Below are 22,586 nucleotides of genomic sequence, written 5' to 3'. Positions count from 1 at the left end.
ACCCGTCATTGGGATTGAATGATGCTCAACCGCTCGCCCACCACCATCTCGGTGATCCAGTCCACCAGGATCGAGGTATAGGCCTGCTGGGACACCGGGTCGCTCAATGAGTGGTCGCCACCGTCGATGATCCGATGCGTCAGCGAATGGGTCTGCTGGCAGGCAGCGCGGTAGCTCATGATGGTGGCGTGAGGCACGTGATCGTCGGTTTCCGACTCGACGATCAACACATCCCCGGTAAAGGCAGCGCAGGCGTGCAGTGCGCGATTGGTTTCGGCGTGCACCAGCGTGCTGCGGTAATCCATCAAGTCGGCTTTATCCAGGTCGCGCTTGGGGGTGTGCCATTGCTGGTCGCGGTACAGCGCCGGCACGCGCAGTGCCAGCCAGCGCACCGGGCGCAGGGAGGTGAGGATCGCTGCCAGGTAACCCCCGTAGCTGGTGCCCACCACCGCCACCGCCGAGGTGTCGATGGCCGGGTGCGCCAGCAGGCGATCATAGGCCGCGAGCAAGTCCCGCAGGTTGTCCTCCCGGGTGACCCGCGACAAGGGAATGCCATTGCCAGCATGCCCGCGCAGATCAAAGGTCAGGCACACGCAACCGAGGCCGGCGATGCCCTTGGCCCGCTCCAGGTCGCGCTCTTGGCTACCGCCCCAGCCGTGCACAAACAACACTCCGGGCACTTTTGACTTGGGACTGAGAAAGGTCCCGCTCATCTGTTCATCGTCGATATCAATGGTGATGGTTTCGCTTCTAGCCGTCATAGGGTTGGACCGTTACGTACTTGAGAAGAAAGTCGCTGTTTTCTGCCGGGCCGCGATAGATCTCGATGGCATTGGCGGGCAATGGCTGGTCGATATAGGTCTCCACGGACGATACGCGAATCGCGCGCAGGCCGGGATCGTTGATAAAGCTCTGCAACGCCGCGACCTCCGCGCTGCTGGCGCCGCCCATGCGCCAGGACTGCTCCAGCACACCACTGCGCTGCGTACCTTGGCTGTCCAGGCCCTGGGCAATGTCGTAATTGCGCCGCGAGGCATAAAAACCAGGATAGGCCTCATCGGCGGCGTTATCGAAAACTTGTGCCTGCTCAATGGCCAGGCGCACATCCTCGCCAAGCGACAGGGTCAGCAGCGCTTCGTAGTACCCCGGCACCACCAGCAGGTTGGAGCCACCGTAGACGGCTTCGCCCTGCCCGTCCTGGGTCAGGTATTGCTCGCCGCAGTAACTGAACACCCGCCCGCCAATAAAGCTTTGGCCGACGCTGTGAGTCACCACATCTTGTAGGTCTTGTTCCAGCACCACACCTTGGGCGAACAGGTCTGCCACATCGGCGCGGGCCAGGATTGCGTCGAATTGCTTGAGGCTGTCGACCACCTCTTGGCCCCGACCAGCGCAGGCATGCACCGGCTTCAGGCGAATCGGCCCGAGCTCCAGCAACTGCATGGCGGCCGCGCGAGCATCTTGCACGGCAAACACGCTCAGGCCGTCGAGCACCACGGCGCGTACCCGCTCGGCAAACAGCGGCGACCAGCCCTCGGGCGCCACCGCGTCAGGGCCATGCAGGCCGTGGGTAATGGCTTTGGTGCAGATGAAGTCATGGTCAACGTAACCGCCCCACAAGTCCTCCGGGCCCTTTACGCCCAGGCTCAATGCCTGGGCCGGTCCGACCAGTGTCTGGGTGGGCAGCAGGTACAGGTCCGCCTGGGCGTGCAGGTCAACGCTGTAGCTACCGCCGTAGTCGAGCCCGAGGATTTGCGCCAGCCAGCGAGCGAGGGCGCGGTTGGTTTCCACTTCGTGAAGGGGCGCGTCGGGCCGGATCGAGTGGGCCACCACGATTTTTTTACGGTTGGTCGGGGTCATGCGTCCCCCTTGGGCGAGGCTTGCAGGTGTGTAGCACCAGGGTTGCAGGGTTCAGGCCAAGCTACGCTCGGGGCAAAAGGTTGGCAGATCAAGCGGTTAGCGGGAAGGAGATGGCATTTGGCCTGCCTCATTCTGCACGAAGCGTGATCAAGGGTCCGGCGTTCTGCACGATGCAGGGCCTGGCAGCGAGCAAAAATGTGGGAGCGGGGTGTCCGGACGTCAGGCGGGGGCTTTTACCCCGAATCGGTTGCGGTAATCGCTGGGCGCAAGGCCGGTGATTTTTTTGAAGATTGCGCGAAAGGCGCTGGGGTCTTGATAACCCACGGTCCAGGCGATGTGGTCAATGGTGGTATTGGTAAATTCAAGCATCTGCCGCGCTTTGCCGACCCGCAGGTGCTGGCAGTATTCGGTGGGTTTGAGGCCGGTGGCAGTGCGAAAACGGCGCAGGAAAGTGCGTTCTTCCAGGCCGGCTGCCTGCGCCATTGCCGCAAGCGAAACATCCACCGCCCCGCTGGCTTGCAAGGCGTGCTGGACCTTGAGGATCGCCCCATCACCATGGCTCAGGATCGGTGCAAAATTGCTGCCGCACTGGCTGGCGCTGTCACTGTGTTCAATCACCAGAAAACGCGCGGTGCCGGCCGCGATGCTCGGGCCCATGAGGCGGTCGACCAGGCGCAGGCCCAGTTCGGACCAGGCCATCAGCCCGGCGGTGGTAATCAGGTCGCCATCATCGACGATAGGTTTGTCGGCCTCCAAGCGCACCGCGGGAAAACGCCTGGCAAAGGTGCTGGCCGAAGACCAGTGGGTGGTGGCGCTGCGCCCATCGAGCAAGCCGCTGCGCGCCAGCATGATCGAACCGATGCACACGCCTCCCAGCACCGTGCCGGCTGCATGTTGCTCGCGCAGCCATTGCAACAGCCGGGGCGGCGCCTGTTCTTCGCAGAATTCACCAATCGAGGGCGGTACAAGCACCGCCATCAAAGGTTGTTCGGGCCCAGGCAAACTGTCGAAAGCCCGAACAGGAGTACCATCGCTATCAACCTGCCAATGGCTGATACGCAACACGGGCAACTGCTCGGCCTGATGCTCGGCGGCGATGCGGTTGGCGACCCCAAACAGGTCGGTCAAACCGTGTACAGCAGCCATCTGCGCACCGCTGTAAATCAGCACGCCAAGCTCGACGATCGAGCGTTCCAGAGCCATTGTCAGTTTTCCCCCTGTTATTGTCGGTGCAGCCAATCCCTGAGCCTCGCGCCAGCCACGATACTGGACGCATCAACCCATCACGAGAAAATACTCATGGCCAAGCAAGCACTTATCCTAATTGATATCCAGAACGACTACTTCCCCCAGGGCCAATGGCCACTGGTTGGTGTCGAGGCTGCCGCAGACAAGGCACGACAGCTGCTCCAGGCGTTTCGCCAGGCAGGTGATGCGGTGATCCATGTGCGCCATGAGTTCACCGCCGACGACGCCCCCTTCTTCACACCTGGCTCCGAAGGCGCGCACTTGCATCCCAAGGTGCTGAACGAGAATGACGAACCGGTGGTGCTCAAGCATTTTGTGAATGCGTTTCGCCAAACCAACCTGCGCGAGGTGCTGGAACAGCGCAGCATCACCGACCTGGTGGTGGTGGGCAGCATGAGCCATATGTGCATCGACGCCGTGGTTCGGGCGGCGGCGGACTATGGCTACACCGTTACCGTGATCCACGATGCCTGTGCCACCCGTGACCTGGAATTCAATGGCAAGACTGTTGCGGCGGCCCAGGTGCATGAGGCCTACATGGCGTCGCTGGCATTTGCCTATGCCAGCGTGGTTTCGGCGGACGAGTTCCTCAAGGCCTGAAAGCTGACTGTCAGCGCGTGGCGATAATGAACAGGCGTGGAAACGGCAGTAACACTGTGCCATCGGCCAGGGCCAGGTAAGCCTCGCGGATGCGCGCCAGATAGGCGTCAAGGAAGGCGCCTTGCTCGGCCTCATCCAGCAACGCCAGGAATGGCCGCAGGCCCGTGCCCTTGAACCACTCCACCACCGCCTCATGGCCGCTGAGCGGGTGGTAATAAGTGGTGTGCCATACATCCACGGCGCTGCAATGCTTGCTCAGCAATTCAAAGTAGTAACTTGCCGGGTGACGCGCTTCATGTTTGACCGCGCCGATCTTGCCCGCCCACGGCCCTTGCGCTGCCACTTCACGGGCCAGGCGATGGGCGGGTTCGTTGAGGTTGTCCGGGGTTTGCACCGCCAGCGTACCGCCCGGTGCCAGTTGCGCCACCAGGTGCGGGTAGAGGCTGGCGTGGTCGGGCACCCACTGCAGCGAGGCGTTGGCAAGGATCACATCGAACTGTTGCGCAGGCTGCCAGGCGCCGATATCGGCCTGCTCAAAGCGCAGCGCCGGCAAGCGTTTGCGGGCATCGGCCAACATGTCGTCGGAGCTGTCCATGCCACAGACTTGCGCTCGCGGGAACCTCTGGGCCAACACTTGCGTGGAGTTGCCTGGCCCACACCCCAGGTCGACGGCGGTACGCACCTCGGTATTGGGTATGGCCGCCACTAGGTCGTGGACGGGGCGGGTACGCTGCTGTTCAAACAACGTGTATTGCTTGGCTGACCAGGTCATCACGGCGTTCCTACTTTTTTGTCGGTGGGCACAGCCTAAATCTTGTGAGCCACGAGGACAAACTCCAGGATTGGCGGCGCAGGCAATGGCGCCATTGCATCTGGCAACGTGCCTTCACGGGTTAAGCGGTTTTGAGCGCGGGTGATTAGCGCAGCATTGAAAGCTGCTTATCTTCCCGGCGCGACACTCGCGAAATCGGACTAACCTTATTTTCGACCAGCCTAGGTGCGACCTTTGAAATGGTCACGAATAAAAGGGGCCAGCGTAGTGTCCACGGACGATTTTTCTGGCTATCGCAGCCACATCAATACGTCATTGGAGCTATGCCATGGCTTATCTTAAAACACGTGAAGGCAACGATATTTTTTACAAAGATTGGGGTAGCGGCCAACCCGTAATGTTTTGCCACGGATGGCCGCTAAACAGCGACAGTTGGGAGTCGCAGATGTTGCATTTCGCCAACAACGGTTTTCGTGCCATTGCGCATGACCGCCGAGGGCATGGCCGCTCAAGCCAGCCCTGGGATGGCAATGACATGGATCACTACGCCGATGACCTGGCGGAACTGATCGAACACCTGGATCTGACCAACCTGATACTTTTCGGGTTTTCTACCGGCGGGGGTGAAGTTGCACGCTATATCGCGCGTCATGGCACTGCCCGTGTAGCAAAGGCAGGGTTGATCTGCTCGGTAACGCCCCTGATGTTGCAGACCCCCAGCAACCCTTACGGCACTCCAATCGAGGTTTTCGATGGGATGCGTGCCAACTCCCTCGCTAATCGCTCGCAGCTGTATCTTGATCTGGCCAGTGGCCCATTCTTCGGATTCAACCGCGCGGGTATCGAACGTTCCCAAGGCTTGATCAATTCGTTCTGGATGCAGGGTGTAATGGGCGGGCACATCAATACCTTCGATAGCATCAAGGCATTTTCAGAGACTGACTTTCGGGAGGACCTGACGCACTTCAGTATGCCGACGCTCATTATCCATGGCAGTGACGATCAAATCGTGCCAATCCGTCCATCGGCACTGGAGAGCCAACGTTTGATTCCACACGCCCTTTTGCAGGTGTATAGCGGCGCGCCTCATGGGCTGACCGACACTCACAAGCAGCGAGTTAACGACGATATGTTGAACTTCGCACAGCTTTGAGCTGAGTAATGGACATGAAAAAACCGCGTAGCCTGGTCGGCGGCGCGGTTTTCAATTTGCAGCGTTTGGCTTCGATACCTTAGAACGGGATATCGTCATCAAAGCTGTCGAAGTCAGCGGCCGGCTGCGGTGCTGCCTGCTGTGGCGCTGGACGCGACTCACGCTGTGGCTGCTGGCTTGGCTGCGGACGCGACTGCTGTGGACGCGGCGCCGAGTTGGACATACCGCCCTGGCCCTGTTGGTCGCCCTGTGGACGGCCGCCCAGCAGTTGCATGGTGCCTTGCATGTCGACCACGATTTCGGTGGTGTAACGCTTGATACCGTCTTTTTCCCACTCGCGGGTCTGCAGTTTGCCTTCGATGTAGACCTGCGAACCCTTGCGCAGGTATTCACCGGCGATCTCTGCAACCTTGCCGAACATCGATACACGGTGCCATTCGGTTTTCTCGACCTTCTGGCCGGTCTGCTTGTCGGTCCATTGTTCGCTGGTCGCCAGACTCAGGTTGGTCACGGCGTTACCGTTAGGCAAGTAGCGAACTTCGGGATCCTGGCCGCATGTACCGACCAATATGACTTTGTTAACCCCACGGGCCATAACGTTCTCCTAGGCTGGGCGCGCTGTCGGCACTGGGTTGACCAGTTGCTCGAGCGTCGCGCGATCCAATAGTTCGGTGTCCAATTTGATGTAAATGGCCGCCTCTTCAGCGACCACGACTGCATCTGTTACCCCTACGACGGCCTTCAGGCGCTCTACCAGACCGCTTTCACGGATCGCCTCGGGCGATAGCGGCAAACGCAGACTTGTGACGTAGGGAGGTTCGCGCATGGTAACAGCAAAGACCAGCCAAAGTGCAGCCAGCCCGGCGCATCCGAGGAACACAACCGACAAACCGCCATGCTGGAACATCCAGCCGCCCATGATGCCGCCCAGCGCCGAGCCAAGGAACTGACTGGTGGAATACACCCCCATTGCCGTGCCTTTGCCGCCTGCCGGTGAAACTTTACTGATCAGCGAAGGCAGTGACGCCTCCAGCAGGTTGAATGCGGTGAAAAACACCACCGTGCCGATTACCAGTGCCCGTAGGCTGTCGCCGAACTGCCAGAAGAATAGTTCAGTGAGCATCAATGTCGCGACGGCGCCGAGCAAAACTCGTTTCATTTTGCGTTTCTTCTCGCCGTAGATGATGAACGGGATCATGGCGAAGAATGAAATCAACAAGGCGGTGAGGTAGACCCACCAGTGCTGCTCCTTGGGCAACCCGGCTTTTTCCACCAGGGCCAGGGGCAAGGCGACGAAGCTGCACATCAGCATCGCATGCAATACAAAGATACCTAAATCCAGGCGCAGCAGGTCGGGGTGCTTGAGCGTCGGCAGCAATGCTTGCTTTGCCACGCCCGATTCACGGTGCTGCAGCGGCCCGGTGGAGCGCGGCACCATAAAGGCCACGATCACGATCCCGACCAGCGCCATGCCGCCGGTGGCCAGGAACAGGCCGTGCAAGCCGAACGCGCGGGTCAGCAGCGGGCCAACCACCATCGCAACGGCAAACGAAAGACCGATGGTCATGCCAATCATGGCCATGGCCTTGGTGCGATGCTGCTCGCGGGTCAGATCTGACAGCAGCGCCATCACCGCCGCAGAAATCGCCCCGGCACCTTGCAAGATACGTCCGGCGATCACGCCCCAGATCGAATCGGCATTGGCTGCCAGCACGCTGCCCAGGGCGAACACGATCAGCCCCAGGTAGATCACCGGCCGGCGGCCAATGCGGTCGGAAATGATCCCGAACGGAATCTGGAAAATCGCCTGGGTCAGACCATAGGCACCAATCGCCAGGCCAATCAAGGCCGGGGTCGCGCCTGCGAGGTCCATGCCATAGGTCGCCAGTACCGGCAACACCATGAACATGCCCAGCATACGGAAGGCGAACACCAGGGCCAGACCGCTTGCCGCTCGGGTCTCGCCGCTACTCATGCGTTCGCTGTGGGGATCGTGCATGGAAAAACCTCGTGTGAACCGGCGGCGATTCTACCAGTCCCATCGATTGAGAGGGTATATGCGGCGCTTTGCCGCGCAGCTTTCATGTAAGGCTGAAATGGGCAAACTGACAGTGTATATTCATCCAGTCTTTAGCCGTATACTCCTGCATTATTTATACGCCCGCCGTGCGAGGCCATCTTGGACAAGATCCTGATTCGTGGGGCTAGAACCCACAACCTGAAGAACATCGACCTGACCCTGCCCCGGGACAAACTGATTGTCATCACCGGCTTGTCCGGGTCCGGCAAGTCATCGCTGGCGTTCGATACGCTGTATGCCGAAGGCCAGCGTCGTTATGTGGAATCGCTGTCGGCCTATGCCCGGCAGTTCCTGTCGATGATGGAAAAGCCTGATGTCGACACCATTGAAGGCCTGTCGCCAGCCATTTCCATCGAACAGAAGTCGACTTCTCACAACCCACGCTCCACCGTGGGCACCATCACCGAAATCTACGACTACCTGCGCCTGCTGTACGCACGCGTAGGTATTCCACGCTGCCCGGATCACGATATCCCGCTGGAAGCCCAGACCGTCAGCCAGATGGTTGACCTGGTGCTGGCCCAGCCGGAAGGCGCCAAGCTGATGCTGCTGGCGCCGGTGATCCGCGAGCGCAAGGGCGAACACCTGTCGGTCTTCGAAGAGCTGCGCGCCCAGGGTTTTGTCCGTGCCCGGATCAACGGCAAGCTGTATGAGCTGGACGAAGCACCGAAGCTGGATAAGCAGAAGAAGCACACCATTGATGTGGTGGTCGACCGCTTCAAGGTACGTGCCGACCTGCAGCAACGCCTGGCGGAGTCGTTCGAGACCGCGCTGAAGCTGGCGGACAGTATCGCCCTGGTCGCACCGATGGACGACGAGCCAGGTGAAGAAATCATCTTCTCTGCACGCTTCGCCTGCCCGATCTGCGGCCACGCCATCAGCGAACTGGAACCCAAGCTGTTCTCTTTCAACAATCCGGCCGGCGCCTGCCCGACCTGTGACGGGTTGGGGGTCAAGCAGTTCTTCGATATCAAGCGCCTGGTCAATGGCGACCTGACGCTGGCGGAGGGCGCCATACGCGGCTGGGACCGGCGCAATGTCTACTACTTCCAGATGCTCGGGTCGTTGGCTGCCCACTATAAATTCAGCCTGGAAGTACCGTTCAACGAGCTACCGGCAGAGCAGCAGAAAGTCATCCTGCATGGCAGCGGCTCGCAGAACGTCGATTTCAAATACCTGAATGACCGTGGCGATATCGTCAAGCGCTCCCACCCATTCGAAGGCATCGTGCCCAACCTGGAGCGCCGCTACCGGGAAACCGAGTCGGCCAGCGTGCGCGAGGAACTGGCCAAGTTCCTCAGCACCCAGCCCTGCCCGGATTGCCGTGGCACCCGCTTGCGTCGCGAGGCACGCCACGTATGGGTGGGCGAGAAAACATTGCCCGCAGTGACCAACCTGCCCATCGGTGATGCCTGCGAATACTTCGGTGTATTGAAGCTGACCGGGCGACGCGGCGAGATTGCCGACAAGATCCTCAAGGAGATCCGCGAGCGCCTGCAGTTCCTGGTCAATGTGGGCCTGGATTACCTGTCCCTGGACCGCAGTGCCGACACCCTGTCTGGCGGCGAAGCCCAGCGCATTCGCCTGGCCAGCCAGATCGGTGCAGGCCTGGTGGGCGTGCTTTACATCCTCGACGAGCCTTCAATCGGCCTGCACCAGCGCGACAATGATCGCTTGCTGGGCACGCTCAAGCACCTGCGTGATATCGGCAACACGGTGATTGTGGTCGAGCACGATGAGGATGCCATTCGCCTGGCGGACTATGTGGTCGATATCGGCCCCGGCGCTGGCGTCCATGGCGGGCACATCGTTGCCCAGGGCACGCCAGCCGAAGTCATGGCCCACCCGGACTCCCTGACCGGCAAATACTTGTCTGGCCGGGTCAAAATCGAAGTGCCAGCCAAGCGTACGCCACGCAACAAAAAACAGGCGCTGCACCTCAAGGGCGCGCGCGGCAACAATCTGCGCAATGTCGACCTGGAAATCCCCTTGGGCCTGCTGACCTGCGTCACCGGTGTTTCCGGGTCAGGCAAATCCACGCTGATCAACAACACCCTGTTCCCCCTCAGCGCCACGGCGTTGAACGGCGCCACCACCCTGGAAGCTGCAGCGCATGACAGCATCAAGGGCCTGGAGCTCCTGGACAAGGTGGTGGATATCGACCAGAGCCCGATTGGTCGCACCCCCCGCTCCAACCCGGCGACCTATACCGGGCTGTTCACACCGATTCGCGAACTGTTCGCCGGCGTGCCGGAGTCCCGGTCCCGGGGTTATGGACCTGGGCGCTTCTCCTTCAACGTCAAGGGTGGGCGCTGCGAGGCGTGCCAGGGCGACGGCTTGATCAAGGTGGAGATGCACTTCCTACCGGACATCTACGTGCCATGCGATGTGTGCAAGAGTAAGCGCTACAACCGCGAGACCCTGGAGATCAAGTACAAGGGCAAGAACATCCATGAAACCCTCGAGATGACCATCGAGGAAGCGCGGGTATTCTTTGACGCCGTGCCGGCCCTGGCACGCAAGCTTCAGACCCTGATGGACGTGGGCTTGTCGTATATCAAGCTGGGACAGTCAGCGACAACACTGTCCGGTGGCGAAGCGCAGCGGGTCAAGTTGTCTCGTGAACTCTCCAAGCGCGATACCGGCAAGACCCTGTACATCCTCGACGAGCCGACCACTGGCCTGCACTTCGCGGACATCCAGCAATTGCTCGACGTGCTACATCGTTTACGTGATCACGGCAACACCGTGGTGGTGATCGAGCACAACCTGGATGTGATCAAGACGGCCGACTGGCTGGTGGACCTTGGGCCGGAAGGTGGCTCCAAGGGCGGGCAGATAATTGCAGTGGGCACGCCGGAACAGGTTTCCGAGATGCCGCAATCCCATACTGGCTACTATCTGAAGCCGTTACTGGCGCGCGACCGGGCCTGATTGCCAGGCCCAACAAAAAGCCCCTGTCACCATAGCGATGACAGGGGCTTTTTTATTGCCGGTTGAATCAGAACTGCGATTGCAGGTAGTTCTCCAGGCCAATCAACTTGATCAGGCCCAACTGCTTTTCCAGCCAGTAGGTGTGATCTTCTTCAGTGTCGTTCAACTGTACGCGCAGGATTTCCCGGGTCACGTAGTCGTTGTGCTTCTCGCAAAGCTCAATGCCCTTGCATAGCGCGGCGCGGACTTTGTACTCCAGGCGCAAGTCGCTGGCGAGCATCTCAGGCACCGTAGTGCCGGTATCCAGGTCGTCAGGACGCATACGCGGCGTGCCTTCGAGCATCAGGATACGACGCATCAGCGCGTCGGCGTGCTGTGCCTCTTCTTCCATTTCGTGGTTGATACGCTCGTAGAGCTCAGTAAAGCCCCAGTCTTCGTACATACGCGAGTGAATGAAATATTGGTCACGAGCTGCCAGTTCGCCCGTCAGCAACGTGTTGAGGTAATCGATTACGTCGGGGTGACCTTGCATCGCCCTACATCTCCCTGCTTGAAAGGCCCTAGTTTGAACCATGCTGACCTGCAGGTCACGGGACGAACGGCAGAAAAGTGAAGATTTCCGGAGAAAAGTAGCTGAAATAACGCAAAAACCGCCCAAATGAGGGCGGTTCTGCTTATCACTTAGAGTTAGTTAAGCGATACACCCAGCGCAGTTGCGATTCCTTCTCCATAAGCCGCATCTGCCTTGAAGAAGTGTTGCAGCTGACGTTGAACCACATCGCTGGAAACACCCGCCATCGCGCCGGCGATGTTGTTGATCAACAGCGCTTTTTGCTCGGCATTCATCAGGCGGAACAGCGCACCGGCATGGCTGTAGTAATCGGTGTCTTCACGGTGATCATAACGATCCGCCGCGCCACTGAGTGCCAAGGCAGGTTCTGCGTACTGCGGCGCCTGCTTAGGTGCATCCCCATAGCTATTAGGCTCGTAGTTGGGAGCCGCGCCACCGTTGCTGCCAAACGCCATAGAGCCATCACGCTGGTAGTTATGGACCGGACTGCGCGAGGCATTCACCGGCAGGTGCTGATGATTAGTGCCAATCCGGTAGCGGTGCGCGTCAGCGTAGGCGAACACACGGCCTTGCAGCATGCGGTCCGGGGACAGACCGACCCCTGGCACCATGTTGCTTGGGCCGAACGCTGCCTGCTCCACTTCGGCGAAGTAGTTCAGTGGGTTGCGGTTCAACTCCAACTCACCGACCTCAATCAGCGGAAACTCTTTTTGCGACCAGGTCTTGGTCACGTCGAAGGGATTCTCGTAGTGAGCGTTGGCCTGGGCTTCAGTCATGATCTGGATGCAGACGCGCCATTTCGGGAAGTCACCACGCTCGATGGCCTCAAACAGATCGCGCTGGGCGTAATCCGGGTCAGTACCCGCAATGCGCGCCGCATCGGCAGGCGCCAGATTCTTGATGCCTTGCTTGGTCTTGTAGTGCCACTTCACCCAGTGACGCTCGCCATTGGCGCTGATCAAGCTGTAGGTATGGCTACCGAAGCCGTGCATGTGACGGTAGCCGTCCGGGATGCCACGGTCTGAAAACAGAATGGTGACCTGGTGCAGCGCCTCAGGCGAATGCGACCAGAAGTCCCACATCATCTGCGCGCTTTTCAGGTTACTTTGCGGCAGGCGCTTTTGGGTGTGGATAAAGTCCGGGAATTTCAGCGGGTCACGGATAAAGAACACCGGGGTGTTGTTACCGACAATGTCCCAGTTGCCTTCTTCGGTGTAGAACTTCAACGCAAAGCCACGTGGGTCGCGCTCGGTATCTGCGGAGCCGCGCTCGCCCCCGACTGTCGAGAAGCGCAGGAAGGTCGGCGTCTGCTTACCAACAGCTTCAAACAGCTTGGCGCTGGTGTACTGGGTGATGTCTTTGGTGACCGTAAAGGTTCCGTACGCTCCCGAGCCTTTGGCGTGTACACGACGCTCTGGGATGTTTTCACGGTTGAAGTGGGCAAGCTTCTCGATCAGGTGGAAGTCGTCGAGCAGCAACGGGCCACGCGGGCCGGCGGAACGGGAATTCTGATTATCGGCAACGGGAGCGCCGCTGGCGGTTGTAAGGGTTTTCTGGCTCATGCTCAATTTCCTCAGGTCAGTCTTGGAACTGCCGGCTAATCGGCTTGGAGGAAGTATTGACCAGGAAGATGACACCATCAAATTTATTAAATCATGCCTATCGATAGTTAATTACTAACGACGCACTGGCTCGCATAGCCAAAATTCAATCAATACCCGTCATGGGCTTTTCTATCGCCCACAAAAAACCGGGCACTAGGCCCGGTTTTTCGTAGCAGACTGTCGTCTTACTCGGCGGATACAGCTTCGCCAGCAGTAGCACGATCAACCAACTCGACGTACGCCATAGGCGCGTTGTCGCCAGTGCGGAAACCGCACTTGAGGATGCGCAGGTAGCCACCCTCACGGGTAGCATAACGCTTGCCCAGGTCGTTGAAGAGCTTACCAACAATAGCTTTCGAACGGGTACGGTCGAAAGCCAGACGGCGGTTAGCCAGGCTGTCTGTCTTGGCCAAAGTGATCAGCGGCTCAGCAACGCGACGCAGTTCTTTGGCTTTCGGCAGTGTAGTTTTGATCAGCTCGTGCTCGAACAGCGACACCGCCATGTTTTGAAACATGGCCTTGCGGTGCGAGCTGGTACGGCTCAGGTGACGACCACTTTTACGATGACGCATGGTTCATTCCTTACCAAACTCACGTTCGGTGATTACGACGATCAGGCAGTCGCCTTGTCGTCCTTCTTAAGACTTGCAGGCGGCCAGTTGTCGAGGCGCATGCCGAGGGACAGACCGCGGGAGGCCAGAACGTCCTTGATTTCAGTCAAGGATTTCTTGCCCAGGTTCGGAGTCTTCAACAGTTCTACTTCGGTGCGCTGGATCAGGTCACCGATGTAGTAAATGTTTTCCGCCTTAAGGCAGTTAGCCGAACGTACAGTCAGTTCCAGATCGTCAACCGGGCGAAGCAGGATCGGATCGATCTCGTCTTCCTGCTCGATTACCACTGGTTCGCTGTCACCTTTGAGGTCGACGAACGCAGCCAACTGCTGTTGCAGAATGGTTGCAGCGCGGCGAATAGCCTCTTCAGGATCCAGAGTACCGTTGGTTTCCAGATCAATAACCAGCTTGTCCAGGTTAGTACGCTGCTCGACACGGGCGTTTTCCACCACGTATGCGATGCGGCGAACCGGGCTGAACGAAGAGTCAAGCTGCAAGCGACCAATGCTGCGGCTTTCGTCTTCATCGCTCTGACGCGAGTCGGCCGGTTCATAACCACGACCACGAGCTACGGTGAGCTTCATGTTCAAAGCGCCGTTAGACGCCAGGTTAGCGATTACGTGATCGGGGTTAACGATCTCGACATCATGATCCAGCTGAATATCGGCAGCGGTAACCACCCCCGAACCCTTCTTCGACAAGGTCAGCGTAACTTCGTCACGGCCGTGCAGCTTGATAGCCAGACCTTTAAGGTTCAACAGGATTTCAATTACGTCTTCCTGTACACCTTCGATGGCGCTGTACTCGTGGAGCACACCGTCAATCTCGGCCTCGACTACTGCACAGCCGGGCATTGAGGACAACAGGATGCGGCGCAGCGCGTTGCCCAGGGTGTGGCCAAAACCACGCTCGAGAGGCTCGAGAGTGATCTTGGCGCGGGTTGGACTGACAACCTGCACATCAATATGGCGGGGTGTCAGGAACTCATTTACCGAAATCTGCATGGATGCACCTATTTTCTAGCCCTTACTTGGAGTAGAGCTCGACAATCAGGCTTTCGTTGATGTCGGCGGACAGATCACTGCGAGCAGGAACGTTCTTGAAAACGCCCGACTTCTTCTCAGTGTCTACTTCTACCCATTCTACGCGGCCACGTTGGGCACACAGATCGAGAGCTTGGACAATGCGAAGTTGGTTTTTTGCTTTCTCGCGAATCGCGACCACGTCACCAGCACGAACCTGGTAGGACGGAACGTTAACGGTTTGGCCGTTTACGCTGACGGATTTGTGCGATACCAGCTGACGGGATTCGGCACGAGTCGAACCAAAGCCCATACGGTATACAACGTTGTCCAGACGGCATTCGAGCAGTTGCAGCAGGTTTTCACCGGTTGCACCTTTCTTGCCAGCAGCTTCTTTGTAGTAGCCGCTGAACTGACGCTCGAGAACGCCGTAGATACGACGGACCTTCTGCTTTTCACGCAGTTGGGTGCCGTAGTCGGACTGGCGACCGCGGCGTTGGCCGTGGATACCAGGTGCTGCTTCAATGTTGCACTTCGATTCGATCGCGCGCACGCCGCTCTTCAGAAAGAGATCGGTGCCTTCGCGACGAGCGAGTTTGCATTTTGGACCAATGTAACGAGCCATTCTTTACAATCTCCTGGATTACACGCGGCGCTTCTTCGGCGGACGGCACCCGTTGTGCGGGATTGGCGTCACGTCGGTGATGCTGGCGATCTTATAGCCACAGCCGTTCAAAGCACGGACAGCAGACTCACGACCTGGACCTGGACCCTTGACGTTAACGTCGAGGTTTTTCAGGCCATATTCCAGCGCAGCTTGACCAGCACGTTCAGCAGCTACTTGAGCAGCAAACGGGGTGGACTTGCGGGAACCGCGGAAACCCGAACCACCAGAGGTAGCCCAAGAAAGCGCGTTACCTTGACGGTCGGTGATGGTCACGATGGTGTTGTTAAAAGATGCATGGATGTGGGCGATGCCATCAACCACTGTCTTTTTAACTTTTTTACGAGGACGAGCAGCAGGTTTTGCCATGATAATTTTCCTGTCGATTCGCTGGGGCGATTACTTGCGGATCGGCTTACGCGGACCTTTACGGGTACGCGCGTTAGTCTTGGTACGCTGACCGCGTACTGGAAGACCACGACGATGACGCAGACCGCGATAGCAACCGAGGTCCATCAAACGCTTGATTTTCATGTTGATTTCGCGACGCAGGTCACCTTCAGTGGTGAACTTCGCCACTTCGCCACGCAGCAATTCAATCTGCTCGTCGCTCAGATCCTTGATCTTAGCGGCTGGGTTTACCCCAGCAACTGCGCAAATTTTCTGCGCAGTAGTGCGACCAACACCATAGATGTAGGTCAGCGAGATAACAGTGTGCTTGTTATCTGGAATGTTAACGCCTGCAATACGGGCCATTCAGTGGGACTCCAATTGACAGCTACCTACGCCCCGGAAGCCAAGAAATAGGGCGCGAGATAATATCGCTGTAATAACAAATAATCAACCCGGCAGCGCACTAGCTGCCGGGCTTCAAGCGGATCACACTCAGCCTTGGCGCTGTTTGTGACGCGGTTCCGCGCTGCAAATTACTCGAACAACACCTTCGCGGCGAATAATCTTGCAGTTACGGCACAGCTTTTTCACCGATGCACGAACTTTCATCACCAACTCCTCGAACCTTATGGGGTACTCAGCGCAACATGCCGCTGCCGTAGCCCTTCAGGTTGGCTTTCTTCATCAGGGATTCGTACTGGTGCGAAACGAGGTGCGATTGTACTTGGGACATGAAGTCCATCACAACCACGACGACGATCAGCAACGAGGTCCCGCCAAGGTAGAACGGAACGTTGGCTGCAACCACCAGGAACTGGGGCAACAAGCACACGGCCGTCATATATAGAGCACCGAACAGGGTCAAACGGGTCAGAACGCCATCAATGTAGCGCGCCGACTGCTCGCCCGGACGAATACCCGGAATAAAGGCACCGGACTTCTTCAGGTTTTCCGCTACGTCTTTCGGATTGAACATCAACGCCGTATAGAAGAAGCAGAAGAAAATAATCCCTGCACTAAACAGCAGAATATTCAACGGCTGACCAGGAGCGATCGACTGCGAGATGTCCTGCAACCAGCCCATACCTTCAGACTGACCGAACCAGGCACCCAACGAAGCCGGAAACAGCAAAATGCTGCTCGCGAAGATAGCAGGAATAACACCGGCCATATTCACTTTCAGCGGCAAGTGGCTGGTCTGCGCAGCGAAGACCTTGCGGCCCTGCTGACGCTTGGCGTAGTGAACAGCAATACGACGCTGACCACGCTCAATGAACACCACAAAACCGATAATCGCTACTGCCAGCAAACCGATGGCAACCAAGGCGAAGATATTGATATCACCCTGACGTGCAGACTCGAAAGACTGCCCGATTGCCCTCGGAAGACCGGCGACGATACCTGCGAAAATCAACATCGAGATACCGTTGCCAACACCACGCTCAGTAATCTGCTCACCCAGCCACATCATGAACATCGCACCAGCCACAAATGTGGTTACCGCGACGAAATGGAAGCCAAAGTCACCAGTGAACGCTACGCCCTGCCCTGCCAGACCGATGGACATGCCAACAGCCTGGACAAGAGCAAGAACGACAGTGAGGTAGCGGGTGTACTGGCTAATCTTGCGACGACCAGCTTCACCTTCCTTCTTCAACTGCTCCAGCTGCGGGCTGACGGCGCTCATCAACTGCATGATGATCGATGCCGAAATGTACGGCATGATCCCCAGTGCAAAGATGCTCATCCGCTCCAGCGCGCCGCCGGAAAACATGTTGAACAAGCTAAGAATGGTCCCCTCATTCTGTCGAAACAGGTCTGCGAGTCGGTCCGGGTTGATACCTGGAACCGGGATGTGTGCGCCTATTCGGTAGACGATAATCGCCAGGAACAGAAAACGCAGACGAGCCCAAAGTTCAGACATACCGCCTTTGCCGAGCGCTGAGAGAGCACCTTGCTTAGCCATTTATTCCTCGAACTTGCCGCCAGCTGCTTCGATAGCCGAACGCGCACCTTTGGTGGCGCCGATTCCCTTGCCGATAGTGACAGCGCGAGTCACTTCACCGGACAGCATGATTTTCACACGCTGTACGTTGACGTTGATCACGTTGGCATCTTTCAGGGTCTGCAGAGTAACGATGTCGCCTTCCACTTTAGCCAGTTCGGACAAACGCACTTCTGCGCGATCCATGGCCTTCAGGGAAACGAAACCGAACTTCGGCAGGCGACGATGCAGCGGCTGTTGACCGCCTTCAAAGCCTGGAGCGATGGTGCCACCGGAGCGGGAGGTTTGACCTTTGTGGCCACGGCCACCAGTCTTACCCAAACCGCTACCGATACCACGGCCCGGACGATGCTTTTCGCGACGGGAACCCGGCGCTGGACTCAGATCATTGAGTTTCATCGATTAACCCTCGACACGCAGCATGTAGTAAGCCTTGTTGATCATCCCGCGATTCTCGGGAGTATCCTGGACTTCTACAGTGTGACCGATGCGACGCAGACCCAAACCCTTAACGCACAATTTGTGGTTAGGGATGCGGCCGGTCATGCTTTTGATCAGCGTTACTTTAACGGTAGCCATGATCAGAAGATCTCCTTGACGCTTTTGCCACGCTTGGCGGCAATGGATTCAGGAGATTGCATGGCTTTCAAACCTTTGAAAGTGGCGTGAACCACGTTTACCGGGTTAGTCGAGCCGTAGCACTTGGCCAGAACGTTCTGAACGCCAGCAACCTCGAGGACAGCACGCATAGCGCCGCCAGCGATGATACCGGTACCTTCAGAGGCAGGCTGCATGTACACCTTCGAAGCGCCATGGGCAGACTTCATTGCGTACTGCAGGGTGGTGCCGTTCAGGTCAACTTGGATCATGTTGCGACGAGCAGCTTCCATTGCCTTCTGGATCGCAGCAGGCACTTCACGCGACTTGCCACGGCCGAAGCCAACACGGCCCTTACCATCACCAACCACGGTCAACGCGGTGAAGGTGAAGATACGGCCGCCTTTAACGGTCTTGGCTACGCGGTTAACTTGAACCAGCTTCTCAATGTAGCCTTCGTCGCGCTTTTGGTCGTTATTTGACATAACTTAGAACTCCAGCCCAGCTTCACGAGCAGCATCAGCCAGCGCTTTAACGCGGCCGTGGTACTTGAAGCCAGAGCGGTCGAAAGCCACTTGCGAGACGCCAGCGGCCTTAGCACGCGTAGCGACCAGCTGGCCAACCTTAGTGGCCGCGTCGATGTTGCCAGTGGCACCATCACGCAGTTCTTTATCCAAAGTCGAGGCGCTTGCCAGGACTTTGTTGCCGTCGGCCGAGATGACCTGGGCGTAGATGTGCTGCGACGAGCGGAACACGCAGAGACGCACGACTTCGAGTTCGTGCATTTTCAGGCGTGCTTTGCGAGCGCGACGCAGTCGAGTAACTTTTTTGTCGGTCATTTGCTATGCCCTACTTCTTCTTGGCTTCTTTACGACGGACGACTTCGTCCGCGTAGCGCACACCTTTGCCTTTGTACGGCTCTGGTGGACGGAAGTCGCGGATCTCGGCAGCCACTTGACCTACCAGCTGCTTATCGATGCCCTTGATCAGGATATCGGTCTGGCTAGGAGTTTCAGCGGTGATGCCTTCCGGCAGTTCGTAATCCACTGGGTGCGAGAAGCCAAGGGCCAGGTTCAAAACCGTGCCTTTTGCTTGCGCTTTGTAACCAACACCGACCAGCTGGAGCTTACGCTCGAAGCCTTGGCTTACGCCTTGGACCATGTTGTTTACCAACGCACGCGTGGTACCGGCCATTGCGCGAGTTTGTTGATCGCCATTGCGAGCAGCGAAACGCAGCTCACCAGCTTCTTCAACGATCTCAACGGACGAATGGATGTTCAGTTCAAGAGTACCCTTGGCACCCTTCACCGAAAGCTGTTGGCCTGCGAATTTTACTTCGACACCGGCTGGCAGCTTAACGGGGTTCTTAGCGACGCGAGACATGCTTATCCCCCCTTAGAACACAGTGCAAAGAACTTCGCCGCCGACACCGGCAGCGCGCGCAGCACGATCCGTCATCACACCTTTGTTGGTGGAGACGATAGACACACCGAGACCGCCACGAACTTTCGGCAGATCTTCAACGGACTTGTACTGACGCAGGCCTGGACGGCTAACGCGCTTCACTTCCTCGATGACCGGACGGCCTTCGAAGTACTTCAGCTCGATGGACAGCAGTGGCTTGATTTCGCTGCTGATCTGATAACCCGCAATGTAGCCTTCGTCTTTCAGGACTTTGGCAACAGCTACCTTCAACGTGGAAGATGGCATGCTTACGACGGACTTTTCAGCCATCTGGGCATTACGGATACGAGTTAGCATGTCCGCTAACGGGTCCTGCATACTCATGGGCTAGACGCTCCTAATACAAAAAAATTAGCCTTGCGGCTACATATGTCACCGAGAATCTCCGAGCATAAAACACACGGGCTCAGGCGAGCCGCGTATTTTAGACACACTCCGGAAATGAAACAAGCCCCAAAAGGGGCTTGTTCCAGATTCTAGGCCACCGGTGGTCAGTATCTTGCGATCCTGGCCACCTGGACTTCGAAAGTACTTACCAGCTGGCTTTAACCAGACCTGGTACGTCACCACGCATTGCCGCTTCACGCAGTTTGTTACGGCCGAGGCCGAACTTGCGGTAAACGCCGTGTGGACGACCGGTCAGGCGGCAGCGGTTACGCATGCGCGAGGCGCTTGCGTCACGTGGCTGCTTCTGCAGAGCTACTGTAGCTTCCCAACGCGCTTCTGGACTTGCGTTCAGATCAACGATGATAGCTTTCAGTGCTGCACGCTTCTTGGCGTACTTGGCAACCGTCAGCTGACGCTTCAGCTCGCGGTTTTTCATGCTCATCTTGGCCATGGTCCTACTCCAATCAGTTGCGGAACGGGAATTTGAACGCACGCAGCAGAGCGCGGCCTTCATCATCGTTCTTGGCAGTGGTGGTCAGGGTGATGTCCAGACCGCGGAGAGCATCGATCTTGTCGTAGTCGATTTCCGGGAAGATGATCTGCTCTTTCACGCCCATGCTGTAGTTACCACGACCATCGAAGGACTTGGCATTCAGGCCGCGGAAGTCGCGAACCCGAGGCAGGGAGATCGACAGCAGACGATCCAGGAACTCGTACATACGCTCACGGCGCAGAGTCACTTTGACACCGATCGGCCAACCTTCACGGACTTTAAAGCCAGCGATGGATTTCCGAGCGTAAGTCACAACGACTTTTTGACCGGTGATCTTTTCCAGGTCAGCAACAGCGTGCTCGATGACTTTTTTGTCACCGATCGCTTCGCCCAGACCCATGTTCAGGGTGATTTTGGTAACGCGCGGAACTTCCATCACGTTCGAAAGCTTAAGTTCTTCCTTAAGCTTCGGAGCGATTTCCTTCCGGTAAATCTCTTTTAGTCGTGCCATGGTCTTATCTACCTAGCAGTGTTCAAGCATCAACCGCTTTTTGGGTCGACTTGAAGACACGAATTTTCTTACCGTCTTCTACTTTGAAACCAACGCGATCAGCCTTGTTGGTTTCGCCATTGAAGATGGCGACGTTAGAAGCGTGCAATGGCGCTTCTTTCTCGACGATACCGCCCTGTACGCCCGACGCGGGGTTAGGCTTGGTATGACGCTTGACCAGGTTCAGACCACCAATGACCAGACGGTCATCAGCAAGAACCTTCAGCACCTTACCGCGCTTACCTTTGTCTTTGCCGGCGATCACGATGATCTCGTCGTCACGACGAATCTTTTGCATGTCGGATCTCCTTACAGCACTTCTGGGGCGAGCGAGACGATCTTCATGAACTTCTCAGTACGAAGTTCACGGGTCACTGGCCCAAAGATACGGGTGCCGATCGGCTCTTGCTTGTTGTTCAGAAGAACAGCAGCGTTGCCATCAAAGCGGATAATGGAGCCATCAGCACGACGTACGCCGTGACGAGTGCGGACTACAACAGCAGTCATCACTTGGCCTTTTTTCACTTTACCGCGAGGAATTGCTTCCTTGACGGTAACTTTGATGATGTCACCGATACCAGCGTAACGACGATGGGAGCCACCCAGCACCTTGATGCACATAACACGGCGAGCGCCGCTGTTATCGGCCACATCGAGCATGGATTGAGTCTGAATCATATAATTTCTCCGACCCCTAGTCCTTAGACTTCCACAGCGCGTTCGAGAACATCAACCAGCGCCCAAGACTTAGTCTTGGCCAGCGGACGAGTTTCACGAATAGTGACTTTGTCGCCGATGTGGCACTGGTTGGTTTCGTCGTGCGCGTGCAGCTTAGTCGAACGCTTAACATATTTACCGTAGATCGGGTGCTTAACGCGACGCTCGATCAAAACGGTGATGGTTTTGTCCATCTTGTCGCTGACAACACGGCCAGTCAGCGTACGGACAGTCTTTTCGGCTTCAGCCATGATCACTTACCTGCCTGCTGGTTGAGCACAGTCTTCACGCGAGCGATGTCACGCTTAACTTGCGAGAGCAGATGAGACTGCCCCAACTGGCCAGTTGCTTTCTGCATACGCAGATTGAACTGGTCGCGCAGCAGGCCGAGCAGTTGCTCGTTCAGCTGCTGTGCGGATTTTTCACGAAGTTCATTCGCTTTCATCACATCACCGTCCGTTTAACAAAGGCGGTGGCGAGCGGCAGCTTTGCAGCAGCCAGGGCAAAAGCCTCACGCGCCAGCTCTTCAGTTACACCCTCGATTTCATACAGGACTTTACCTGGCTGAATCTGGGCTACCCAGTATTCCACGTTACCCTTACCTTTACCCATCCGAACCTCGAGAGGCTTTTTGGAGATCGGCTTGTCCGGGAATACACGGATCCAGATCTTGCCGCCACGTTTTACGTGACGGGTCAGTGCACGACGCGCTGACTCGATCTGACGAGCGGTGAGACGACCACGAGCTACAGACTTCAGCGCGAACTCGCCGAAGCTGACTTTGCTACCGCGCTGAGCCAGACCACGGTTGTGGCCTGTCATCTGCTTGCGGAACTTCGTACGCTTAGGTTGCAACATTTG

General features: G+C 57.4%; 31 protein-coding genes. 3 read left to right on the top strand and 28 right to left on the bottom strand.

Going from position 1 to position 22,586, the window contains the following annotated elements; translation table 11 throughout:
- Positions 1-5: 5 nt before the first annotated feature.
- From HKK57_RS12965 to HKK57_RS12955, 3 genes are all read right to left on the bottom strand, one after another.
- A complete protein-coding gene (locus HKK57_RS12965; RefSeq protein ID WP_029299412.1) occupies positions 6-761 on the bottom strand; it encodes an alpha/beta hydrolase family protein in 756 nt (251 codons plus the stop codon).
- Entirely contained in the window at positions 751-1,860 is a 1,110-nt protein-coding gene (locus tag HKK57_RS12960; RefSeq protein WP_169390249.1) for a DUF3182 family protein, read from the bottom strand. Before HKK57_RS12960 ends, HKK57_RS12965 begins: the two co-directional genes overlap by 11 nt.
- A 219-nt stretch (positions 1,861-2,079) precedes the next feature.
- Positions 2,080-3,063 (bottom strand): GlxA family transcriptional regulator, encoded by a 984-nt coding sequence (locus HKK57_RS12955; protein WP_092230779.1) that lies wholly within the window; start codon positions 3,061-3,063, stop codon positions 2,080-2,082.
- Between the two features lie 96 nt (positions 3,064-3,159).
- On the opposite strand from HKK57_RS12955, the gene HKK57_RS12950 reads away from it, so the two are divergent.
- Entirely contained in the window at positions 3,160-3,708 is a 549-nt protein-coding gene (locus tag HKK57_RS12950) for a cysteine hydrolase family protein (protein WP_169390248.1), read from the top strand.
- A 10-nt stretch (positions 3,709-3,718) separates the two neighbouring features.
- Here HKK57_RS12950 and tam read toward each other — a convergent pair whose 3' ends face one another.
- Positions 3,719-4,480 (bottom strand): trans-aconitate 2-methyltransferase, encoded by a 762-nt coding sequence (tam, locus tag HKK57_RS12945; protein WP_169390247.1) that lies wholly within the window; start codon positions 4,478-4,480, stop codon positions 3,719-3,721.
- A gap of 328 nt (positions 4,481-4,808) precedes the next feature.
- On the opposite strand from tam, the gene HKK57_RS12940 reads away from it, so the two are divergent.
- On the top strand, positions 4,809-5,633 hold the full coding sequence (locus tag HKK57_RS12940; protein ID WP_029299407.1) for an alpha/beta fold hydrolase: 825 nt from the start codon (positions 4,809-4,811) through the stop codon (positions 5,631-5,633).
- A 79-nt stretch (positions 5,634-5,712) separates the two neighbouring features.
- On the opposite strand, the gene HKK57_RS12935 is transcribed toward HKK57_RS12940, so the two are convergent.
- The gene (locus HKK57_RS12935) at positions 5,713-6,228 is read right to left on the bottom strand and encodes a single-stranded DNA-binding protein (RefSeq protein WP_017849542.1); all 516 of its coding nucleotides are present in this window, start codon (positions 6,226-6,228) and stop codon (positions 5,713-5,715) included.
- Between the two features lie 9 nt (positions 6,229-6,237).
- Positions 6,238-7,632, bottom strand: coding sequence for an MFS transporter (locus tag HKK57_RS12930; protein ID WP_029299405.1), 1,395 nt, complete (start codon positions 7,630-7,632; stop codon positions 6,238-6,240).
- Positions 7,633-7,812: 180 nt separating this feature from the next.
- Between HKK57_RS12930 and uvrA the strand changes: the two genes are divergently transcribed.
- Complete coding sequence (gene uvrA / locus HKK57_RS12925; RefSeq protein WP_169390246.1) at positions 7,813-10,647, top strand: excinuclease ABC subunit UvrA; 2,835 nt, start codon at positions 7,813-7,815, stop codon at positions 10,645-10,647.
- A 67-nt stretch (positions 10,648-10,714) separates the two neighbouring features.
- On the opposite strand, the gene bfr is transcribed toward uvrA, so the two are convergent.
- From bfr to rplP, 22 genes are all read right to left on the bottom strand, one after another.
- Positions 10,715-11,179, bottom strand: a complete 465-nt coding sequence (gene bfr, locus HKK57_RS12920) for a bacterioferritin (protein ID WP_029299402.1) — start codon at positions 11,177-11,179, stop codon at positions 10,715-10,717.
- A 155-nt stretch (positions 11,180-11,334) separates the two neighbouring features.
- Positions 11,335-12,780 carry a catalase gene (locus tag HKK57_RS12915; protein ID WP_029299400.1) on the bottom strand — a complete coding sequence of 482 codons (1,446 nt, stop codon included), beginning with the start codon at positions 12,778-12,780 and terminating at the stop codon, positions 11,335-11,337.
- Positions 12,781-13,007: 227 nt separating this feature from the next.
- Positions 13,008-13,394: a 50S ribosomal protein L17 gene (gene rplQ / locus HKK57_RS12910; RefSeq protein ID WP_007918448.1), complete on the bottom strand. Its 387-nt coding sequence runs from the start codon at positions 13,392-13,394 to the stop codon at positions 13,008-13,010.
- Between the two features lie 41 nt (positions 13,395-13,435).
- Positions 13,436-14,437: a DNA-directed RNA polymerase subunit alpha gene (locus HKK57_RS12905; protein WP_003176403.1), complete on the bottom strand. Its 1,002-nt coding sequence runs from the start codon at positions 14,435-14,437 to the stop codon at positions 13,436-13,438.
- 22 nt (positions 14,438-14,459) lie between these two features.
- The gene (gene rpsD, locus HKK57_RS12900) at positions 14,460-15,080 is read right to left on the bottom strand and encodes a 30S ribosomal protein S4 (protein ID WP_003210056.1); all 621 of its coding nucleotides are present in this window, start codon (positions 15,078-15,080) and stop codon (positions 14,460-14,462) included.
- Positions 15,081-15,098: 18 nt separating this feature from the next.
- On the bottom strand, positions 15,099-15,488 hold the full coding sequence (rpsK, locus tag HKK57_RS12895; RefSeq protein ID WP_002555466.1) for a 30S ribosomal protein S11: 390 nt from the start codon (positions 15,486-15,488) through the stop codon (positions 15,099-15,101).
- A gap of 30 nt (positions 15,489-15,518) precedes the next feature.
- Complete coding sequence (rpsM, locus tag HKK57_RS12890; protein WP_024077676.1) at positions 15,519-15,875, bottom strand: 30S ribosomal protein S13; 357 nt, start codon at positions 15,873-15,875, stop codon at positions 15,519-15,521.
- Positions 15,876-16,004: 129 nt separating this feature from the next.
- Positions 16,005-16,121 (bottom strand): 50S ribosomal protein L36, encoded by a 117-nt coding sequence (rpmJ, locus tag HKK57_RS12885; RefSeq protein ID WP_002555468.1) that lies wholly within the window; start codon positions 16,119-16,121, stop codon positions 16,005-16,007.
- Between the two features lie 28 nt (positions 16,122-16,149).
- Positions 16,150-17,478: a preprotein translocase subunit SecY gene (gene secY / locus HKK57_RS12880; RefSeq protein ID WP_018612224.1), complete on the bottom strand. Its 1,329-nt coding sequence runs from the start codon at positions 17,476-17,478 to the stop codon at positions 16,150-16,152.
- A complete protein-coding gene (gene rplO / locus HKK57_RS12875) occupies positions 17,479-17,916 on the bottom strand; it encodes a 50S ribosomal protein L15 (RefSeq protein WP_016969471.1) in 438 nt (145 codons plus the stop codon).
- Positions 17,917-17,919: 3 nt separating this feature from the next.
- Entirely contained in the window at positions 17,920-18,096 is a 177-nt protein-coding gene (gene rpmD, locus HKK57_RS12870) for a 50S ribosomal protein L30 (RefSeq protein WP_003176408.1), read from the bottom strand.
- A gap of 2 nt (positions 18,097-18,098) precedes the next feature.
- On the bottom strand, positions 18,099-18,599 hold the full coding sequence (rpsE, locus tag HKK57_RS12865; protein ID WP_003186035.1) for a 30S ribosomal protein S5: 501 nt from the start codon (positions 18,597-18,599) through the stop codon (positions 18,099-18,101).
- 3 nt (positions 18,600-18,602) lie between these two features.
- Positions 18,603-18,953 carry a 50S ribosomal protein L18 gene (rplR, locus tag HKK57_RS12860; protein WP_003186037.1) on the bottom strand — a complete coding sequence of 117 codons (351 nt, stop codon included), beginning with the start codon at positions 18,951-18,953 and terminating at the stop codon, positions 18,603-18,605.
- Positions 18,954-18,963: 10 nt separating this feature from the next.
- Positions 18,964-19,497, bottom strand: coding sequence for a 50S ribosomal protein L6 (gene rplF / locus HKK57_RS12855; protein WP_003176412.1), 534 nt, complete (start codon positions 19,495-19,497; stop codon positions 18,964-18,966).
- A 12-nt stretch (positions 19,498-19,509) separates the two neighbouring features.
- Positions 19,510-19,902, bottom strand: coding sequence for a 30S ribosomal protein S8 (rpsH, locus tag HKK57_RS12850; protein WP_017848802.1), 393 nt, complete (start codon positions 19,900-19,902; stop codon positions 19,510-19,512).
- 208 nt (positions 19,903-20,110) lie between these two features.
- Positions 20,111-20,416, bottom strand: a complete 306-nt coding sequence (gene rpsN, locus HKK57_RS12845; RefSeq protein WP_003176414.1) for a 30S ribosomal protein S14 — start codon at positions 20,414-20,416, stop codon at positions 20,111-20,113.
- A gap of 13 nt (positions 20,417-20,429) precedes the next feature.
- Complete coding sequence (gene rplE / locus HKK57_RS12840; protein ID WP_003210069.1) at positions 20,430-20,969, bottom strand: 50S ribosomal protein L5; 540 nt, start codon at positions 20,967-20,969, stop codon at positions 20,430-20,432.
- 22 nt (positions 20,970-20,991) lie between these two features.
- Positions 20,992-21,306 carry a 50S ribosomal protein L24 gene (gene rplX, locus HKK57_RS12835; RefSeq protein ID WP_029299388.1) on the bottom strand — a complete coding sequence of 105 codons (315 nt, stop codon included), beginning with the start codon at positions 21,304-21,306 and terminating at the stop codon, positions 20,992-20,994.
- Positions 21,307-21,317: 11 nt separating this feature from the next.
- The gene (gene rplN / locus HKK57_RS12830; RefSeq protein WP_002555479.1) at positions 21,318-21,686 is read right to left on the bottom strand and encodes a 50S ribosomal protein L14; all 369 of its coding nucleotides are present in this window, start codon (positions 21,684-21,686) and stop codon (positions 21,318-21,320) included.
- Positions 21,687-21,709: 23 nt separating this feature from the next.
- Positions 21,710-21,976, bottom strand: a complete 267-nt coding sequence (gene rpsQ / locus HKK57_RS12825; protein WP_003176419.1) for a 30S ribosomal protein S17 — start codon at positions 21,974-21,976, stop codon at positions 21,710-21,712.
- A gap of 2 nt (positions 21,977-21,978) precedes the next feature.
- Complete coding sequence (gene rpmC / locus HKK57_RS12820; protein ID WP_002555481.1) at positions 21,979-22,170, bottom strand: 50S ribosomal protein L29; 192 nt, start codon at positions 22,168-22,170, stop codon at positions 21,979-21,981.
- The gene (gene rplP / locus HKK57_RS12815) at positions 22,170-22,583 is read right to left on the bottom strand and encodes a 50S ribosomal protein L16 (RefSeq protein WP_003232424.1); all 414 of its coding nucleotides are present in this window, start codon (positions 22,581-22,583) and stop codon (positions 22,170-22,172) included. Before rplP ends, rpmC begins: the two co-directional genes overlap by 1 nt.
- Between the last annotated feature and the right edge of the window lie 3 nt (positions 22,584-22,586).

The sequence above is a fragment of the Pseudomonas sp. ADAK21 genome, assembly GCF_012935735.1.
In the GTDB taxonomy this organism is placed as follows: Bacteria; Pseudomonadota; Gammaproteobacteria; order Pseudomonadales; family Pseudomonadaceae; genus Aquipseudomonas; species Aquipseudomonas proteolytica.
This window is presented reverse-complemented; position numbering and strand designations above follow the sequence as displayed.

Excerpts from the sequence above, each read along its gene's own strand:
- rpsH (WP_017848802.1), bottom strand. The coding sequence starts at position 19,902 with ATGAGTATGCAGGACCCGTTAGCGGACATGCTAACTCGTATCCGTAAT.
- rpmC (WP_002555481.1), bottom strand. The coding sequence starts at position 22,170 with ATGAAAGCGAATGAACTTCGTGAAAAATCCGCACAGCAGCTGAACGAG.
- rpsM (WP_024077676.1), bottom strand. The coding sequence starts at position 15,875 with ATGGCCCGTATTGCAGGCGTTAACATTCCAGATAACAAGCACACTGTT.
- HKK57_RS12935 (WP_017849542.1), bottom strand. The coding sequence starts at position 6,228 with ATGGCCCGTGGGGTTAACAAAGTCATATTGGTCGGTACATGCGGCCAG.
- rpsD (WP_003210056.1), bottom strand. The coding sequence starts at position 15,080 with ATGGCTCGTTACATTGGTCCAAAATGCAAACTCGCTCGTCGCGAAGGC.
- HKK57_RS12930 (WP_029299405.1), bottom strand. The coding sequence starts at position 7,632 with ATGCACGATCCCCACAGCGAACGCATGAGTAGCGGCGAGACCCGAGCG.
- rplX (WP_029299388.1), bottom strand. The coding sequence starts at position 21,306 with ATGCAAAAGATTCGTCGTGACGACGAGATCATCGTGATCGCCGGCAAA.
- rplQ (WP_007918448.1), bottom strand. The coding sequence starts at position 13,394 with ATGCGTCATCGTAAAAGTGGTCGTCACCTGAGCCGTACCAGCTCGCAC.
- rplO (WP_016969471.1), bottom strand. The coding sequence starts at position 17,916 with ATGAAACTCAATGATCTGAGTCCAGCGCCGGGTTCCCGTCGCGAAAAG.
- rpsK (WP_002555466.1), bottom strand. The coding sequence starts at position 15,488 with ATGGCAAAACCTGCTGCTCGTCCTCGTAAAAAAGTTAAAAAGACAGTG.
- rpsQ (WP_003176419.1), bottom strand. The coding sequence starts at position 21,976 with ATGGCTGAAGCCGAAAAGACTGTCCGTACGCTGACTGGCCGTGTTGTC.
- rpsN (WP_003176414.1), bottom strand. The coding sequence starts at position 20,416 with ATGGCCAAGATGAGCATGAAAAACCGCGAGCTGAAGCGTCAGCTGACG.
- secY (WP_018612224.1), bottom strand. The coding sequence starts at position 17,478 with ATGGCTAAGCAAGGTGCTCTCTCAGCGCTCGGCAAAGGCGGTATGTCT.
- HKK57_RS12905 (WP_003176403.1), bottom strand. The coding sequence starts at position 14,437 with ATGCAGATTTCGGTAAATGAGTTCCTGACACCCCGCCATATTGATGTG.
- rplE (WP_003210069.1), bottom strand. The coding sequence starts at position 20,969 with ATGGCACGACTAAAAGAGATTTACCGGAAGGAAATCGCTCCGAAGCTT.
- HKK57_RS12965 (WP_029299412.1), bottom strand. The coding sequence starts at position 761 with ATGACGGCTAGAAGCGAAACCATCACCATTGATATCGACGATGAACAG.
- rpsE (WP_003186035.1), bottom strand. The coding sequence starts at position 18,599 with ATGTCAAATAACGACCAAAAGCGCGACGAAGGCTACATTGAGAAGCTG.
- HKK57_RS12960 (WP_169390249.1), bottom strand. The coding sequence starts at position 1,860 with ATGACCCCGACCAACCGTAAAAAAATCGTGGTGGCCCACTCGATCCGG.
- rplF (WP_003176412.1), bottom strand. The coding sequence starts at position 19,497 with ATGTCTCGCGTCGCTAAGAACCCCGTTAAGCTGCCAGCCGGTGTCGAA.
- rplN (WP_002555479.1), bottom strand. The coding sequence starts at position 21,686 with ATGATTCAGACTCAATCCATGCTCGATGTGGCCGATAACAGCGGCGCT.
- bfr (WP_029299402.1), bottom strand. The coding sequence starts at position 11,179 with ATGCAAGGTCACCCCGACGTAATCGATTACCTCAACACGTTGCTGACG.
- HKK57_RS12955 (WP_092230779.1), bottom strand. The coding sequence starts at position 3,063 with ATGGCTCTGGAACGCTCGATCGTCGAGCTTGGCGTGCTGATTTACAGC.
- rplR (WP_003186037.1), bottom strand. The coding sequence starts at position 18,953 with ATGACCGACAAAAAAGTTACTCGACTGCGTCGCGCTCGCAAAGCACGC.
- tam (WP_169390247.1), bottom strand. The coding sequence starts at position 4,480 with ATGACCTGGTCAGCCAAGCAATACACGTTGTTTGAACAGCAGCGTACC.
- rpmD (WP_003176408.1), bottom strand. The coding sequence starts at position 18,096 with ATGGCTACCGTTAAAGTAACGCTGATCAAAAGCATGACCGGCCGCATC.
- rplP (WP_003232424.1), bottom strand. The coding sequence starts at position 22,583 with ATGTTGCAACCTAAGCGTACGAAGTTCCGCAAGCAGATGACAGGCCAC.
- HKK57_RS12950 (WP_169390248.1), top strand. The coding sequence starts at position 3,160 with ATGGCCAAGCAAGCACTTATCCTAATTGATATCCAGAACGACTACTTC.
- HKK57_RS12940 (WP_029299407.1), top strand. The coding sequence starts at position 4,809 with ATGGCTTATCTTAAAACACGTGAAGGCAACGATATTTTTTACAAAGAT.
- HKK57_RS12915 (WP_029299400.1), bottom strand. The coding sequence starts at position 12,780 with ATGAGCCAGAAAACCCTTACAACCGCCAGCGGCGCTCCCGTTGCCGAT.
- rpmJ (WP_002555468.1), bottom strand. The coding sequence starts at position 16,121 with ATGAAAGTTCGTGCATCGGTGAAAAAGCTGTGCCGTAACTGCAAGATT.